Genomic DNA, 15976 nt, shown 5'->3' with positions numbered 1-15976 from the left:
CGGCCTGCCGGAAATGCCGCCCCCGCCCGCGCGGTCGGGGCCACCAAAGGGAGTACGCCGCATGGGCGAAAGCAAGAAATCCGCGACACTCAGCATCGACGGCAAGGACTACGACCTGCCCGTTTTCTCCCCCACCGCGGGGCCGGACGTGATCGACATCCGCAAGCTCTACGCGCAGGCGGGCGTCTTCACCTACGATCCCGGCTTCACCTCGACGGCGAGCTGCGACAGCACGATCACCTTCATCGACGGCGACAAGGGCGAATTGCTGCACCGCGGCTATCCGATCGGCCAGCTGGCCGAGAAATCGCATTACCTCGAGGTCTGCTACCTGCTGCTCTACGGCGATCTGCCCTCGGCCGCGCAGCTCGAGGATTTCGAGGCCCGCGTCACCCATCACACGATGATCCACGAACAGATGATGTATCTGTTCCGCGGCTTCCGTCGCGACGCGCACCCGATGGCGATCATGGTCGGCGTCGTCGGCGCGCTCAGCGCCTTCTACCACGACAGCACCGACATCAACGACCCCTGGCAGCGCGAGGTCGCCTCGGTGCGGATGATCGCCAAGATGCCGACCATCGCCGCGATGGCCTATAAATACACGATCGGTCAGCCCTTCGTCTATCCGCGCAACGATCTCGACTATGCGTCGAACTTCCTGCGCATGTGCTTTGCCGTCCCCGCCGAGGATTACGAGGTCAACCCGATCCTGAGCCGCGCGATGGACCGCATCTTCACGCTGCACGCCGATCACGAACAGAACGCCTCCACCTCGACGGTGCGGCTGGCCTCCTCCTCGGGCGCGAACCCGTTTGCCTGCATCGCCGCCGGCGTCGCCTGCCTCTGGGGGCCGGCGCATGGCGGCGCCAACCAGGCCTGCCTCGAAATGCTCAAGGAGATCGGCACACCCGACCAGATCCCCGAATACATCAAGCGCGCCAAGGACAAGGACGACCCGTTCCGCCTCATGGGCTTCGGGCACCGCGTCTACAAGAACTTCGATCCGCGCGCGACGGTGATGAAGCAGAGCGCCGACGAGGTGCTCGACCTTCTCGGGACCGACGACAACCCCACCTTGCAGGTGGCCAAGGAGCTTGAGAAACAGGCGCTCGAGGACGATTACTTCATCGAGAAGAAGCTCTTCCCCAACGTCGACTTCTATTCCGGCATCATCCTCGAGGCGATGGGCTTCCCGACCTCGATGTTCACGCCGATCTTCGCGGTCAGCCGCACGGTCGGCTGGATCTCGCAGTGGAAGGAAATGATCGCCGACCCGCAACTCAAGATCGGTCGGCCGCGCCAGCTCTACCACGGCGCGACGCTGCGCGACTACGTCGATATCGAGGACCGCTGAGGCCCTGTGCGGCGCGCTTCAATGTCGCGCCGCATATCATTCTTCTTGCTTGAAATATCCTCGCCGAAGGCGATGAGTGTTTCTACCGCCCTTCGAACTTCGCCTCGCGCTTCTCCATGAACGCGACCACGCCCTCCTTGAAGTCGCGCGACTTTCCGCAGGCGCCCTGCAATTTCGCCTCGAGTTCGAGCTGCGCCCCCAGCGCATTGTCCCAGGACCCGCGTATCGCGCTTTTCAGCGCTCCGTAGGCCTGTATCGGCCCGCGCGCGAGATGCGCCGCGCGGGCGCGCCAGTGGGCGTCGAAATCATCGTCCGCCACCGCCTCCCAGATCATGCCCCAGTCGCTGGCCTGCCGCGCACTGATCGGTTCGGCGAACAGGGCCGCGCCCATCGCCTTGGCCGCGCCCATCTGGCGGGGCAGCCAGTAGGTGCCGCCCGCGTCCGGAATGAGGCCGATGCGGGTGAACGCCTGCATGAACACCGCGCTTTCGGTCGCGATCACCACGTCCGCCGCCAGCGCGAGGTTGGCCCCCGCCCCGGCGGCAGGACCGTTGACGGCGCAGATCGTCGGCACGGGGCACTCGGAAATGGCGCGCAGCATCGGCACGTATTCCTCGCGCAGCACCCGCTCGATATCGAGCGACGCGGCGCTGCCCGCATCCCTCAGGTCCTGCCCCGAGCAGAAGGCCCGCCCGGTCCCGGTCAGCACCAGCACATGCGCGCGCCGCCCCGCCTCGGTGGCGGCGTCGGTGATCTCGGCGCGCATCTGCGTGTTGAGCGCGTTCATCCGGTCCGGCCGGTTCAGCCGCAGGATGGCGATATCGTCGGTGATCTCGAAGGCGATGGTCTGGTAGTCTTTCACGGGCCGCGCGCTCCTCGGGGCTGCAATCGCGGCCATAGGACGCGAAATCGCCCGCCAGGGAAAGGAAAACCCCGCGTCAGCCGTCCAGAATGTCGTGCAGGCGCGCTTCCTCGGCCTCGCTCAGCGTCTCGGCGCGATCGGGCGTCGCCCCGGCGCGGCGCCGCAGATAGGCGAACGCGAAACCGCCCCCCAAGAGCAGCATCAAGGGCCCGGCGAGCCAGAGCGCCAGCGTGCTGCCCTCCATCCGGGGATTCAGCAGCACGTATTCCCCGTAACGGTCGACGATGAACGCCACCACCTCGGCGTCGCTGTCACCGGCCAGCAGCCGGTCGCGCACCAGCACGCGCAGGTCATGCGCCAGCGCGGCGTTGGAATCGTCGATGCTCTCGTTGCGGCAGACAAGGCAGCGCAGCCCGCTCGAAATCTCGCGCGCCCGCGCCTCGAGCGCGGGATCGTCCAGCATCTCGTCCGGCTGCACCGCAAAGACCGGCGCGGCCAGCAGGCAAAGCAGGGCGATGAGCCGCCTCATTCCGCGGCCACCGCCGCCGGGGCCGCGCGCCGCGCGCCCGCCGCCACGCGGTAACGCCGGTCGCTGAGCGACAAGAGCCCCCCAAGAGCCATCAGGAGCGCCCCGCCCCAGATCCATCCCGCCAGCGGTTTGACATAGGTGCGCACGGCCCAGCCGCCGCCCTCCTGCTCATCCCCGATCACGACGTAGACGTCGCGCAACGGGGTGCTGTTGATCGCCGCTTCGGTCGTGGGCATCCGCGCGACGGGGTAGAAGCGTTTCTCGGGATGCATCCGCGCGATCACGCTGCCCCCCTTTGCCAGCGTGAAATCGCCCGTCGTCGAGATGTAGTTCGGCCCCTCCACCTCGCGCACGTCGTCCAGCCTGACGGTATAACCCGCCACCTCGAAGCTGTCGCCGAGATTGGCGACGCGGATATCCTCGACCTGCCAGGCCATCACGGCAGCGATCCCCGCCATGGTGACGCCAAGCCCGCCATGCGCAAACGCCTTGCCCCAGTCGGCGCGCGGCAGGCGGCGCAACCGGCGCAGCCGATCCTTGGCCTGCCCGGCGCGCGACAGGATGTCGAGCGCCGCGCCCGTGATCAACCATGTCCCGAGCATGAGACCCACCGGCCCCAGCGCGCTGCGCCCGGTCTGCATCGCCCAGGCCACCAGCCCCACCGCCGCCGCCAGCGCCAGCGCCGGCGTCAACGTGCGCAACGCGCGCCCGATACTGCCGCGCTTCCACGGCAGCATCGCGCCGACGGGCAACACGATCCCGATAAGAACCATGAAGGGCGTGAACGCCATGTTGAAGAAGGGCGCGCCGACCGACAGCTTGCGGTCAAAGAACATCTCCGCGATCAGCGGCCAGATGGTGCCGATGAAGACAATGAAACAGGCCACGCCCAGCAGCAGGTTGTTCACCACCAGCATGGACTCGCGGCTGGTGAGCGAAAACACCCCGCGCGCCTGCATCGCCCCGGCCCGCGCCGCGAAAAGCATGAGCCCCGCCATCATGAAGAACGCGGTGATCCCCAGCAGGAACACCCCCCGTTCGGGATCGTTGGCGAAGGCGTGTACGCTGGTCAGCACGCCCGAGCGCGTGATGAAAGCCCCGATCATCGAAAAGCCGAAGGCGACGATCGCCAGCAGCATCGTCCAGCTCTTGAGGCTCTCGCGCTTCTCCACGACCACGGCGGAATGCAGCAGGGCGGCGGAGATCAGCCAGGGCATGAAGCTTGCGTTCTCGACGGGGTCCCAGAACCAGAACCCGCCCCAGCCCAGCTCGTAATAGGCCCACCATGACCCCAGCGCGATGCCCACGGTCAGGAACATCCACGCCGCGAGCGTGTAGGGCCGCACCCAGCGCCCCCAGGCGGCGTCCACGCGCCCCTCGATCAGCGCCGCGACGGCGAAACTGTAGGTCATCGAAAGCCCGACATAGCCGAGGTAGAGGAACGGCGGATGAAAGGCGAGCCCCGGATCCTGCAACAGCGGGTTGAGATCCTGCCCATCGAAGGGCGGCGCGGCCAGCCGCAGGAACGGGTTGGACGTGAAGATGAGAAAGCCCAGGAACGCGGCGCCGATCCAGCCCTGCACCGCCAGCACCCGCGCCCGCAGCCCCGGCGGCAGGTTGCCCCCGAACCACGCCACGCAGGCGCCGAACAGCGTCACGATCAGCACCCAGAGCAGCATCGAGCCCTCGTGGTTGCCCCAGACGCCGGTGATCTTGTAGAGCATCGGTTTCGCCGAATGGCTGTTGAGCGTGACCAGCCGAAGCGAGAAATCCGAGGTGACGAAGGCCCATGTGAGCGCGGCGAAACTGCCCGCAACCAGCAGGAACTGCGCGCTCGCCGCCGGGGCGGCAAGCGCCATCCAGCCGGGCCAGCGCCTCTCGGCCCCGATCAACGGCACCACCGCCTGCACGCATGCGACGCAGAGCGCGAGGATCAGGGCGAAATGGCCAAGCTCGGTAATCATGCCCTGCGTTATAGGGCGCGCGCGCGTTCGGGCCAATCGCAATCAACGCGCGGCCCGGTCACAATTTGTCGCGGGCGGATCAGCCGCGCGCGGCCCGCCGCCAGTCCTCGAGCGCGGGATTGGCGTCGGCCGGCGCGGGCGCGGCCGGCTCCTCGCTCCGCAGCGCGTCCAGCGCCTCGACATTGGCGATCACCTGCGGCGTGCGCGCCAGCGTGCCGGCGATGCTGCGGCGGAACTCCTGACCCTTCAACTGGTGGCGCGCTCCGAAATAGAAGGACACGATCACGCCCAGCAGCCACCAGAGCGGCTCGGGCACCAGCGCAACCCCCTGCATCCGCGAGGAGAACCAAACCGGATCGACCATCGCCGCCACGAACAGGCCCAGCGTCCCCAGCGCCAGCGCCGGGCGCGGCAGGCGGTTCACCCCGTCCATGAAGCGATCGAAGGCGCCGCGATCGTCCCGTGCGAACTCGGCCGCGTGCTGCGCCAGCGCCTGCGCGCGCTCATCCGTGCGCCGCTGCGCGCCGGCTTCGGCGTTCTCGCGAAAGACCTCGGCGGTTTCCGCCACCACGTTGCGCCCCGACCCGAACAGCGCCTGCATCAGCTTCCCGATCAGCCCCATTGCGCGACCCTCGCGGCGAACTCGCCCGCGCTCAGGTGATAGCGCGGCGCGATGAACTCCTCGGCCCGCCTGATCCAGCCGCCCTTGCCGCCCGCGCGGGTGCGGGCGTATTTGCGGCTGGCCGGACGGCGGTCGGCAAGGCGGAAATAGTAGTTGCGCCGCGCGATTCCGTAGGCGTCGGCAAGGTGGCCGGGCGCCACCGCGGCGGCCTGTTCGGCGGCGGCGATGGTCTGCGGCCCGATCGCGCCGTCGACGGCGATGGCGTGTCCCATCTGGCGCAGCAGCCGTTGCAGGATCTTCACCGCGTTCGCGCCCGCGTTCACATACATGTCGAACACGCTGGGCTGAAGGGCCGCGGGCAACTCCCCGATGCGCGGCCGCTCGAAGTAGTGCCGCACAAAGATCGCCTCGGCCTGCGCGGGGCTTAGCGCGGCCACGTCCGCCACGTCCACGTCCCCGTCGCGGTCGAGGTCGAGCCCCAGCCGGCGCATCGTATGGATGGTGACGCCATGATTGGTCGCCCCGCCCGGATCGTCCGGGTCGTTGACGAAGCCGCCCTCGCGGGCGACGATTTCCTTGGCGATATCTGCGACGGTTCTCATGCGGCGGCCTTTCTGCGACCCTCGGGGAAGACGAGGGAACAGGCTGGCGCTCAGCGGTTAAACCGACGTTTACCCATCGCCCGCAGGCGGCTGGTAAACGCCCTGGTCCTTCAGCGCGTCGGTCACTTCGCGGGGCATGTAGCTCTCGTCGTGCTTGGCGAGGATCTCGGTCGCGGTGAAGACCCGACCGTCATAGGTGCCAAGCCCGACCATGCCCTGCCCCTCCTCGAAGAGATCGGGCAGCACGCCGGCGTATTCCACCGGTACGGACCCGCCGCCATCGGTCACGCTGAAACGCACCACCTCGCCCTGCCCGCGCCGCAGGCTGCCTTCCTCGACCAGCCCGCCGATGCGGAACACCTCCGCCGGCCCGGGCGGTTCGGCCAGTACGGCCGAGGGCGCGCGAAACAGGTTGATCCCGTCGCGCATCGCGTAACCGATCAGCGAGGTCGCCATGATCAGCGCGACCGCCGCCACGACGATGACCTGGATGCGGCGCTTTTTCTTGAGCGATTTCATCGGCCGGCCTGCAAAGCTCAGGGAAAGACGGGCGCGAGCATCAGGCCCGCCGTCTCCTCCTCACCTAACATCAGGTTGGCGTTCTGCAAGGCCTGCCCGCTCGACCCCTTGGTGAGGTTGTCGAGCGCCGCGATGACGATGGCGCGCCCCTCGATGCGGTCGCCCGAGACGCCGATATGGCAGAAATTGCTGCCCCGCACGTGGCGCGTGCTGGGATGCTGGCCGAAGGGCAGCACCTGCAGGAACGGCTCGTCCGCGTAGGCGTCCATCAGCGCGGCGTGAATGTCCTTCGCCTCGCCCTTGACGTAAACAGTGGCCAGTATCCCCCTGTTTGCAGGCAACAAATGCGGCGTGAACTGGACTTTCACCTCGCGCCCGGCAATGGTCGAAAACTCCTGGTCGAACTCCGCAAGGTGCCGGTGCGTCCCGCCGACGCCATAGGCGTGCGCGCCTTCCGACAACTCCGCATGCAGCAAATTTTCCCTGAGGCTGCGCCCCGCCCCGCTCACCCCGGTCTTGAGGTCGATGATGATGTCGTCGAGGTCGATCAGCCCGCCTGCGATCAAAGGCCGCAGCGCGAATTGCCCGGTCGCCGCGTTGCAGCCGGTCCCGGCCACCAGCCGCGCGCCGCGAATCTGCTCGCGGTAGAACTCGGTCAGCCCATAAACCGCCTCGGCCTGTTGATCGAGCGCGGCGTGCGCGCCGCCATACCAGCGCGCGTATTCCTCCGGGTCGCGCAGCCGGAAATCGGCGGAAAGGTCCACGATCTTCAGCGTTTTCGGCAGATCGCGGATCACCGCCTGGCTGGTCGCGTGCGGCAGCGCGCAGAAACAGAGGTCGATGCCGGAAAAATCGATCTCCTCGATGGTCACGAGGTCCGGCAGGTCGAGGTGGCGCAGATGCGGGAACGCCTGAGCCATCGGCTGCCCGGCCTTGGAATGGGCCGACAGCGCCGCGATGCGCATCGAGGGATGCGTGGCGATCAGCCGGACAAGCTCCGCCCCGGTATAGCCCGAGGCGCCGAGGATCGCGATGGAATGGGTCATATGGCTTCCCCTGTCTGACGCACCGGGTTCTAGGCGAGACGACGAACGCCCGCAAGGGCGCGAGGAGCGCGCGCTCAGGCCGCCTCGAACGCGATCGGGCGGCGCATGAACTGCGTCGCTCGGTCCGACACGCGCTTCGGCTCGCCCGTGGTGAGATAGGCGCTCCCGCCCGCCTCCCCGGTCATGCCCGGATGGCGCGTCAGGTAATCCGCAAGGCTCTCGGCGACCAGCGCCGCCTGGCTGAACACGCGCACCTCCGGCCCCAGCGCCTGCTGGAACGCCTCCTGCAACAGCGGGTAATGCGTGCAACCCAGTACCGCCGCCTCGGGCTGCGGCATCTTGCGCCTGAGCGCGTCGACATGGCTGCGCACCAATGCTTCGGCGAGGATCATGTCGCCCTCCTCGATGGCGTCCACCACGCCGCCGCAGGACTGCGCCTCGACATCGACGCCGATGGCGCGGAAGGCCAGTTCGCGCTGGAAGGCGCGGCTCATCACCGTGGCGGGCGTGGCGAAGAGCGCGACATGCTTGACCTCCACCTCGCGCGGCGGCGAATTGTCGCCCCATTGCCGTTCGGTCAGCGCCTCGATCAGCGGCACGAAGACGCCCAGCACGCGCTTGCCCTGCGGCACGCCGCCCTCCTGTATCCGGCGCAGCGCGGCGGCCGAGGCGGTGTTGCAGGCCAGCACCACCAGGTCGCAGCCCATGTCCCAGAGCCGCTCGACCCCCGCGCGGGTGAGCGCGGTCACATCGTCCGCCGGACGCACGCCGTATGGCGCGTTGGCGTTGTCCCCGAGATAGATGAAATCCACCTCGGGCAGCCGCGCCTGCACCGAATCGAGCACCGTCAGCCCGCCCAAACCGCTGTCGAATACGCCAACCGCCATCGCCTGTCCCCGTGATCCGCCGATGCCCCGCTCTTACGCCGCCCCGCGGGGGATTTCCATCGCGGATTTCGCGCGCCGGGCGCTATTGCGCCGCCTGCGCGACCCCGTCGCCACCCGCGCGGATCGCGCTCAGCAGGCTTTCGCGCGTCTTGGCCGCCTTGGCCTCATTCGCGGCCTTGACCGGCCCGAAACCCCGGATCGAGAGCGGCAGTTCGGCAAGCGCGATGATCAGGTCGCGCGTCTGGTCCGTCAGCAGCGGCAGCACCTCGCGCATGTCGGCCTCGTACTGCGTGATCAGGGCGCGCTCCATCCGCCGCTCGGCGCTGTAGCCGAAAGGATCGAACGGCGTGCCGCGCAGCCCCTTGAGTTTGGCCAGCAGACGCATCGGACGCTCCATCCAGGCGCCGAACTCGCGTTTCTGCGGCCGCCCGTCTGCGCCCTTGCGCGCCAGAAACGGCGGCGCGAGGTGAAAGCGCATGTCGAAGTCGCCCTCGAACTCCGCGCGCGCCTTGTCCCGCGTGTCGAGCAGCAGGCGCGCGACTTCGTATTCGTCCTTGTAGGACAGAAGCTTGTGATACCCCAGCGCGACCGCCTCGCGCACGCCCGCATCCTCGATGTCGTCCACCAGTGCGCGATAGCGTTTCGCCAGCCGCTCGCCCTGATAGGCGACCAGTTGATCGGCGCGAAACGCGATGCGCTCCTCCAGCGACTTCGGCAACTCGACCACGTTCGGCGCGGACACGCGCGCGGCCTCTTCGGGGTGAAGCGCCGCCCAACGGCCTACCTCGAACGCGCGCAGGTTCTTCTCGACCGCGGCGCCGTTCAGCGTGATCGCCTCCGCGATGGAGTCATGGCTCAGCGGGATCAGCCCGCGCTGCCACGCGGCGCCGAAGATCATCATGTTGGAAAAGATCGAATCCCCCATCACCGCGCGCGCCAGTTCGGTCGCATCGAAAAGCTGCACCGCCTCGCCCAGCCTCGACTCCAGCGCCAGCGCCAGCCGGTCGGCGGGCAGCCGGAACTCGGTGTCGCGGGTGAAATCGCCGGTGATGATCTCGTGGCTGTTGATCACGGCGCTCGTGCGCCCGCGCGCGGTGAGGCCCAGCGTCCGCGCCCCCGCGCTCACCACCAGGTCGCCGCCGATCAGCGCGTCGCATTCGCCCGTCGCGACCCGTATCGCGCTGATATCGCCCGGTTCCTCGGAGATGCGGCAATGGATATGAACCGCCCCGCCCTTTTGCGCGAGGCCGGCCATCTCCATCATGCCCGCGCCCTTGCCGTCGATCTGCGCGGCCTGTGCGAGCACCGCGCCGATGGTCACGACGCCGGTGCCGCCGACCCCGGTGATGACCACGTTATGCGTACCGTCGATCACCGGCAGGTCAGGGGCGGGCAGGTCGGGCAGCGTGAGGTCGGTCGTCGCGCCCTTGCGCATCTTCGCGCCGTGCAGCGTGACGAAGCTCGGGCAGAAGCCCTTGACGCAGCTGTAATCCTTGTTGCACGACGACTGGTCGATCGCCCGCTTGCGGCCCAGTTCCGTTTCGACCGGCACGATCGAGACGCAGTTCGACTGCACCCCGCAATCGCCGCAGCCCTCGCAGACATCCGTGTTGATGAACACCCGTTTGTCCGGGTCGGGAAACAGCCCGCGCTTACGGCGGCGGCGCTTCTCGGCGGCGCAGGTCTGGATATAGACGATGGCCGAGACGCCCTTGACCTCCGACATACGACCCTGCACGTCCATCAGCTCGGAGCGTTCCTTGATTTCAATGCCTTGCGGGAAGGCGTCAAAGTCGACATCTTCCTTTTCGTCATAGACGACGGCCAGCTCGCGCACGCCCATCGCCTTCAGTTCGCGCGCGATTCGCGGCGCGTCCAGCCCGCCCTCGTTGGGCTGCCCGCCGGTCATGGCCACGGCGTCGTTGTAGAGGATCTTGAAGGTGATGTTCACATCCGAGGCAAGCGCGGCGCGGATCGCCTGCACGCCCGAATGGTTGTAGGTGCCGTCGCCGAGGTTCTGGAACACGTGCCCGCGGGTGGAGAACGGAGCCTCGCCGATCCAGTTGGCGCCCTCGCCGCCCATATGGGTGAACCCGGTGGTCTCGCGGTCCATCCATTGCACCATGTAGTGACAGCCGATCCCGGCATAGGCGCGACTGCCATCGGGCAGCTTCGTGCTGGTGTTGTGCGGGCAGCCGGCGCAGAAATAGGGCAGACGGCTCGCCAGTTCCTCGGCGTTGTCGTTGCGCCGCGCCTCGGCGAGCTTCGCCAGCCCCGCCTTGATGCGGTCGGTCCCGCGCCCCTCCTCGATCAGCAGCCCGCCAAGCTTCTCGGCGATCATCACCGGGTCGAGCGCGCCGCGCGTCGGGAACAGTTCCTCGCGGTGCATCCCGCCGGCGCCGCCCTTGTACCAGCCAAAGACGCGCCGCCCGCGCCGGTCGTCAAAGATCGCCTCCTTGATCTGCACCTCGATCAGCTTGCGCTTTTCCTCGACCACAACGATCAGATCGAGCCCCTCGGCCCAGTCGTGAAACCCCTTCATGTCGAGCGGGAAGGTCTGGCCGACCTTGTACGCGGTCACGCCCAGCCGCTCGGCCTCGGCCGCGTCGATGCCCAGCAGGTCGAGCGCATGGATAAGGTCGAGCCAGTTCTTGCCCGCCGCGACGAACCCGATCTTCGCCCCCGGTTTGCCCAGCAAGCGGCGGTCCATGCCGTTGGCGCGCGAAAAGGCCTCCGCGGCGAACCGCTTGTGGTCAATGATCCGCGTCTCCTGCGCGTGCGGCGTGTCGCCCAGACGGATATTGAGCCCGCCCTCGGGCATGTCGAACGCGGGCATGACAAGCTGCATCCGCTCCACGGAGCCATCGACCACCGAGGTCGCCTCGACCGTGTCCTTCATCGTCTTGAGACCCACCCAGAGCCCGGAAAACCGGCTGAGCGCGTAGGCGTAGATGCCGTAGTCAAGGATCTCCTGCACGCCCGCCGGGCTCACCACCGGCATGTAGGCGTCGACCAGCGCCCATTCCGACTGGTGCAGCACCGTGCTGCTCTCCCCGGTGTGGTCGTCACCCATCGCCATGATGACGCCGCCATGCTGGCTGGTGCCGGCCATGTTGGCGTGGCGCATCACGTCGCCCGATCGGTCCACCCCCGGCCCCTTGCCATACCAGAGGCCGAAAACCCCGTCATACTTGCCCTCGCCGCGCAATTCCGCCTGCTGGCTGCCCCAGAGCGCGGTCGCGGCCAGATCCTCGTTCAGGCCTTCCTCGAAACGGACATTGGCCGCCGCCAGCAGCTTCTCCGCGCGGCGCATCTGCAAATCGACCGCCCCCAAGGGCGAACCGCGATAACCGGTGACGAAACCGGCCGTGTTCAGCCCCGCCGCACGGTCGCGCGCGGCCTGCATCAGCATCAAGCGCACCAGCGCCTGCGTGCCGTTCAACAGCACCTGCCGCTTCCCGAGGTCGAAACGGTCGTTGAGCGAAATCGTCTGCCGGGTCATCCAATGTCCTCCCTGGGATAGGATGTAGGGACTGACACGGCGCAGTATAGGTCAAAATACATGACCTATCAATCGTTTTTTCAACCCATCCGGGCGCATCGCCAGTGTCTTTTGACGTGAAACTTTGCTATGCGCTGGACGGGGAAGAATTTGAGCAGGACTTTGCCTTCATGGATTGGGACAAATTGCGGATTTTCCACGCGGTCGCGGATGCCGGATCGCTGACCCATGCGGGCGACTACCTGAATCTTTCGCAATCCGCGGTTTCGCGGCAGATCCGCTCGCTCGAGGAATCTCTCGACGCCACGCTCTTTCACCGCCACGCCCGCGGCCTGATCCTGACCGAGCAGGGCGAACTTCTGTTCGACGCGACCCGCGTGATGCTCAAGCGGCTGGACGCCGCCACCGCGCGGATCCGCGACAGCGAGGAAGGCGTCTTCGGCGAATTGCGCGTCACCACCACGATCGGCTTCGGCACGCTCTGGCTGGCCCCGCGCCTGCCGCAGCTCTACGAGAAATATCCCGATATCAAGATCGACCTGATGCTGGAGGAACGCCTGCTCGACCTGCCCATGCGCGAGGCGGACGTCGCCATCCGCATGAAGGAACCCAGCCAGGCCGACCTGATCCGCAAACGCCTGATGAGCGTGCACATGCGGCTGTTCGCCTCCAAGGGCTATCTCGACCGCTACGGCTATCCGCAATCGATGGAGGAAATGAGCGAACATCGCCTGATCTGCCAGAACCCGAGCTCCGCACAGGTGAACGCGGGGGCGCGGCTGGTGCAGGAGCTGATGGCCAACGACGTGCGCCCGACGCTGACCGTCAACAACTACTTCGGCGTGCTTCAGGGCGTGCTCAACAATCTCGGCGTCGGGGTGCTGCCGGATTACCTGACCTACGATTTCCCGAATCTCGTCAGGATTCTACCCGAGGTGGAATCAAGCGAAGTCCCGGTTTTCCTCGCCTATCCCGAGGAATTACGCCAATCCCAGCGCATCGCGGCCTTCCGTGATTTTGTCCAGGACGAGATCTTTACCTACCGGAAAACCCTGCGAAGATAAATACTTACGCGGTCCAACCCCTAGCCATGCAGAAAACGCATACCGGGCATGCTGGCCTTTGTGGCTAATTCTCCTTGATCCGCGGATTGGGCGGGCCTAAGTGCACCTCATGACGGTCGCACCGCACGCCGGTTCGACCTTCATACCTCCCTGTTGGACTATGGCCGAGCTTAGTGCTCGGCCTTTTTTTCTTCGCCACGGGCAAAGTCCGCAGGGCGCAGTTCGCTGCGCGCGACTCACGCCGCACAGGCGCGCGAGGTCCCCACGCACCACATTGTCGTAACTGGATCGAAAATGCACGGTTACCGTGCAATGCAGCGCCCGCCCAGCTTTACGCCAGGCGCACGACGGCTTACGTCCGGAACCCGGCTATTCCGCGGTTTCCGAGGGCTTCGGCCCCTCGCTCTCGGCGGCGTCCGGCTTGCGGCGGGGCTTGCGCGGGCGCTTGGGTTTCTCGGGGGGCTGGCTTTCAGGCGTCTCGACCAGTCCGGCATCGCCGTCAGGGGCGGATTTGTCGGCAATGTCGGGCTGCGGCGCATCCGCCGGATCGCTTTTCGGCGCGTTGGATTCACGCTCCTGACGCTGCGCGCGCTCGCGGTCCTTCTCGGCCTGGCGGTCGCGGTTCTCGCGCTCCTGCTGCTCGCGGCGGGCGTCCTGTTCCTTCTGCGCGGCGCCGAGCAGACGCAGGTAGTGCTCAGCATGCTGCTGAAAGTTCTCGGCCGCGATGCGGTCGTTGCCAAGCTGCGCGTCGCGGGCGAGCTGGTTGTATTTCTCGATGATCTGCTGCGGCGTTCCGCGCACCTTGCCCTCGGGGCCGGAGCTGTCGAACACGCGATTGACGACGTTGCCGACGGAACCCGAGCGGTTGCGGTTCGACTTGTTTCTCGAACGTGACTTCGATGATCTCATATGTATGCTGTCCAGCCTTGTCTTGGTGCCGTGGTTTGACCCGAGGGGCGCCCGATGCGCCGAAAACTGTGGAACCGGATCGCGGCAATGTTTGGCTTGGCGTCGTGCGGGACCACCCGGGGGGCATCCACCGCGCTGACATCTCCACTAATCACGCATGGCGCGGCGTCGCAAGGGAAAACCGGGCATTTTCGTCATTTTTCCGCATTTCAGCCGTCCGAATCGCGCGAATCAGCATGATTCAGCCGGGATTGCGCGCCCTCACCACCCGGTCGCGTCCGTCGAGATCGGGCAGGATCGTCACGTCGCGCAGCCCGGCCGCCTCCAACAGCGCGGTCACGTCCGCCCCCTGCGCATGCCCGATTTCCAGCATCACCCAGCCGCCCGACGCCAGGTGCGCCCCCGCCCCGCGCGCCAGCGCGCGGTAGGCCGACAGCCCGTCCGCGCCATCGGTAAGCGCCATGCGCGGCTCATGGCGCAACTCGGGCGCAAGGCCAGGCATCTCTGCCGCCGCGATGTAGGGCGGATTTGAAACGATCAGGTCGAACTGCCCGTCGACGTCCGAAAACCAGTCCGAGCGCAGGAACGTCACGCGGTCGGCGACGCCCACCCGGTCGGCATTGCGCCGCGCCACGGCGAGCGCCGCCTCGGAGAGGTCCGTCGCCACGGCGCGCGCGGCGGGCAATTCGTGCAGGATCGACAGGGCGATACAGCCCGACCCCGTCCCAAGGTCGAGCACGCGCGCCGCGCCGGTATCGCGGGCCGCATCGACCAGCGTTTCGGTCTCCGGCCGCGGGTCGAGCACGTCCGACGTCACCTCGAAATCATGCATCCAGAAGGCGCGCCGCCCGATGATCTGGCTGACGGGGCGACGGCGCAGGCGGCTTTCCACCATCGCGGCAAAGCGCGCGGCGACCTCGGGCGTCATGTCCTCCTCTACCCCCGCCCCGGCGGCGTCGAGCAGGGCCGAGACGTCGCGCCCCGCGTCCGGCACGCCCACCAGTTCGAGCCGCCGGCGCGCGTCCTGCATCGCGTCGCGCAGCTTCACGACAGTTCCGCCAGCATCGCCGCCTGCGCATCCGCCGTCAGCGCGTCGATCACCTCGTCGAGATCGCCCGCCATCACCTGGTCGAGCTTGTAAAGCGTCAGGTTGATCCGGTGGTCCGTCATGCGCCCCTGCGGAAAGTTGTAGGTGCGGATTCGCTCGGAGCGATCCCCCGATCCCACCTGCGCCGCCCGGCTGGCCGAGCGTTCGCTCGCCGCGCGGCCGCGCTCCAGGTCGAACAGCCGCGATTTCAGCACCTGCATGGCGATCTCGCGGTTGCGGTGCTGGGATTTCTCGGAACTCGTGACGACGATCCCGCTGGGCAGGTGGGTGATCCGCACCGCCGAATCGGTGGTGTTGACATGCTGCCCCCCCGCGCCCGAGCTGCGCATCGTGTCGATCCGCAGGTCATTGGCGTCGATCTTCACCTCCACGTCCTCGGCCTCGGGCAGCACTGCAACCGTCGCCGCCGAGGTGTGGATGCGCCCGCCGCTCTCGGTCTCGGGCACGCGCTGCACGCGGTGCACGCCGCTCTCGAACTTGAGCCGCGCAAAGACGCCCTGCCCCTTCACATGCGCCACCAGCTCGCGGATGCCGCCCAGCTCGCTCTGCTGTTCCTCGACGATGTCGAAGCTCCAGCCGCGCGCCTCGGCGTAGCGCTGGTACATCCGCGCGAGGTCCCCGGCGAACAGCGCCGCCTCCTCGCCCCCCGTGCCGGGGCGGATTTCGATGATGGCGGGGCGCGCATCCGCCGCGTCGCGCGGCAACAGCGCCAGTTGCAGCGCCGCCTCCATGCCGGGCAGCCGCGCACGCAGTTCCTCCAATTCGTCTAGCGCCAGCGCCTTCATCTCGGGATCGGCGAGCATCGCCTCGGCGGTCTCGATATCGGCCAGCACCTGCCGGTAGGCGCGCGCCTCTTCGACCACCGGGCGCAGTTCGGCGTATTCGCGCCCAAGCGACGCGATATCGTCACCGCCGCCCTGCGCCATCTTCGCCTCGAGAAACTCGAACCGCTCGACGATCTGCTGAAGCCTGTCCATCGGAACCATGCGCCGCGGTGTCCCCCAT

General features: G+C 67.4%; 14 protein-coding genes. 2 read left to right on the top strand and 12 right to left on the bottom strand.

Going from position 1 to position 15976, the window contains the following annotated elements:
• Positions 1–61 precede the first annotated feature (61 nt).
• Entirely contained in the window at positions 62–1357 is a 1296-nt protein-coding gene (gene gltA, locus D6850_RS09545; protein ID WP_121166213.1) for a citrate synthase, read from the top strand.
• Between the two features lie 82 nt (positions 1358–1439).
• Here the strand turns inward: gltA and D6850_RS09540 are convergent, their stop codons facing one another.
• The 9 genes from D6850_RS09540 to D6850_RS09500 all read right to left on the bottom strand — a co-directional run bounded on the left by D6850_RS09540 (position 1440) and on the right by D6850_RS09500 (position 11890).
• Positions 1440–2255 carry an enoyl-CoA hydratase-related protein gene (locus D6850_RS09540; protein WP_121166211.1) on the bottom strand — a complete coding sequence of 272 codons (816 nt, stop codon included), beginning with the start codon at positions 2253–2255 and terminating at the stop codon, positions 1440–1442.
• A 40-nt stretch (positions 2256–2295) separates the two neighbouring features.
• A complete protein-coding gene (locus D6850_RS09535; RefSeq protein WP_121166209.1) occupies positions 2296–2748 on the bottom strand; it encodes a cytochrome c-type biogenesis protein in 453 nt (150 codons plus the stop codon).
• Complete coding sequence (locus tag D6850_RS09530; RefSeq protein ID WP_121166207.1) at positions 2745–4712, bottom strand: heme lyase CcmF/NrfE family subunit; 1968 nt, start codon at positions 4710–4712, stop codon at positions 2745–2747. The genes D6850_RS09535 and D6850_RS09530 overlap by 4 nt, the downstream gene beginning before the upstream one ends.
• Before the next feature lie 79 nt (positions 4713–4791).
• A complete protein-coding gene (locus tag D6850_RS09525; protein WP_121166205.1) occupies positions 4792–5334 on the bottom strand; it encodes a holin family protein in 543 nt (180 codons plus the stop codon).
• Positions 5325–5936 (bottom strand): holin-associated N-acetylmuramidase, encoded by a 612-nt coding sequence (locus D6850_RS09520; RefSeq protein ID WP_121166203.1) that lies wholly within the window; start codon positions 5934–5936, stop codon positions 5325–5327. The genes D6850_RS09525 and D6850_RS09520 overlap by 10 nt, the downstream gene beginning before the upstream one ends.
• A gap of 69 nt (positions 5937–6005) precedes the next feature.
• Positions 6006–6455, bottom strand: a complete 450-nt coding sequence (gene ccmE, locus D6850_RS09515; RefSeq protein ID WP_121166201.1) for a cytochrome c maturation protein CcmE — start codon at positions 6453–6455, stop codon at positions 6006–6008.
• Between the two features lie 17 nt (positions 6456–6472).
• On the bottom strand, positions 6473–7501 hold the full coding sequence (gene argC, locus D6850_RS09510) for an N-acetyl-gamma-glutamyl-phosphate reductase (RefSeq protein WP_121166199.1): 1029 nt from the start codon (positions 7499–7501) through the stop codon (positions 6473–6475).
• Between the two features lie 74 nt (positions 7502–7575).
• On the bottom strand, positions 7576–8388 hold the full coding sequence (locus D6850_RS09505) for a glutamate racemase (protein ID WP_121166197.1): 813 nt from the start codon (positions 8386–8388) through the stop codon (positions 7576–7578).
• 82 nt (positions 8389–8470) lie between these two features.
• Positions 8471–11890 (bottom strand): indolepyruvate ferredoxin oxidoreductase family protein, encoded by a 3420-nt coding sequence (locus D6850_RS09500; protein WP_121166195.1) that lies wholly within the window; start codon positions 11888–11890, stop codon positions 8471–8473.
• Positions 11891–12060: 170 nt separating this feature from the next.
• Between D6850_RS09500 and D6850_RS09495 the strand changes: the two genes are divergently transcribed.
• Complete coding sequence (locus tag D6850_RS09495; RefSeq protein ID WP_121166897.1) at positions 12061–12954, top strand: LysR family transcriptional regulator; 894 nt, start codon at positions 12061–12063, stop codon at positions 12952–12954.
• A gap of 369 nt (positions 12955–13323) precedes the next feature.
• Here D6850_RS09495 and D6850_RS09490 read toward each other — a convergent pair whose 3' ends face one another.
• The 3 genes from D6850_RS09490 to prfA form a co-directional block, all read right to left on the bottom strand.
• The gene (locus D6850_RS09490) at positions 13324–13863 is read right to left on the bottom strand and encodes a DUF4167 domain-containing protein (RefSeq protein ID WP_121166193.1); all 540 of its coding nucleotides are present in this window, start codon (positions 13861–13863) and stop codon (positions 13324–13326) included.
• A 241-nt stretch (positions 13864–14104) separates the two neighbouring features.
• A complete protein-coding gene (gene prmC, locus D6850_RS09485; RefSeq protein WP_121166191.1) occupies positions 14105–14911 on the bottom strand; it encodes a peptide chain release factor N(5)-glutamine methyltransferase in 807 nt (268 codons plus the stop codon).
• Positions 14908–15957, bottom strand: coding sequence for a peptide chain release factor 1 (prfA, locus tag D6850_RS09480; RefSeq protein ID WP_121166189.1), 1050 nt, complete (start codon positions 15955–15957; stop codon positions 14908–14910). The genes prmC and prfA overlap by 4 nt, the downstream gene beginning before the upstream one ends.
• Positions 15958–15976: the final 19 nt, after the last annotated feature.

This window comes from Roseovarius spongiae (genome assembly GCF_003651245.1).
GTDB lineage: Bacteria > Pseudomonadota > Alphaproteobacteria > Rhodobacterales > Rhodobacteraceae > Roseovarius > Roseovarius spongiae.
Note: the sequence above shows the minus strand (reverse complement) of the source record. Positions and strands in the feature narration are given on the sequence as shown.

Coding starts and splice junctions, on each gene's coding strand:
- D6850_RS09505 (WP_121166197.1), bottom strand. CDS start 8,388: ATGGCGGTTGGCGTATTCGACAGCGGTTTGGGCGGGCTGACGGTGCTC.
- argC (WP_121166199.1), bottom strand. CDS start 7,501: ATGACCCATTCCATCGCGATCCTCGGCGCCTCGGGCTATACCGGGGCG.
- prfA (WP_121166189.1), bottom strand. CDS start 15,957: ATGGTTCCGATGGACAGGCTTCAGCAGATCGTCGAGCGGTTCGAGTTT.
- D6850_RS09495 (WP_121166897.1), top strand. CDS start 12,061: ATGGATTGGGACAAATTGCGGATTTTCCACGCGGTCGCGGATGCCGGA.
- D6850_RS09530 (WP_121166207.1), bottom strand. CDS start 4,712: ATGATTACCGAGCTTGGCCATTTCGCCCTGATCCTCGCGCTCTGCGTC.
- D6850_RS09500 (WP_121166195.1), bottom strand. CDS start 11,890: ATGACCCGGCAGACGATTTCGCTCAACGACCGTTTCGACCTCGGGAAG.
- D6850_RS09520 (WP_121166203.1), bottom strand. CDS start 5,936: ATGAGAACCGTCGCAGATATCGCCAAGGAAATCGTCGCCCGCGAGGGC.
- D6850_RS09535 (WP_121166209.1), bottom strand. CDS start 2,748: ATGAGGCGGCTCATCGCCCTGCTTTGCCTGCTGGCCGCGCCGGTCTTT.
- D6850_RS09525 (WP_121166205.1), bottom strand. CDS start 5,334: ATGGGGCTGATCGGGAAGCTGATGCAGGCGCTGTTCGGGTCGGGGCGC.
- ccmE (WP_121166201.1), bottom strand. CDS start 6,455: ATGAAATCGCTCAAGAAAAAGCGCCGCATCCAGGTCATCGTCGTGGCG.
- D6850_RS09540 (WP_121166211.1), bottom strand. CDS start 2,255: ATGGCCGCGATTGCAGCCCCGAGGAGCGCGCGGCCCGTGAAAGACTAC.
- gltA (WP_121166213.1), top strand. CDS start 62: ATGGGCGAAAGCAAGAAATCCGCGACACTCAGCATCGACGGCAAGGAC.
- D6850_RS09490 (WP_121166193.1), bottom strand. CDS start 13,863: ATGAGATCATCGAAGTCACGTTCGAGAAACAAGTCGAACCGCAACCGC.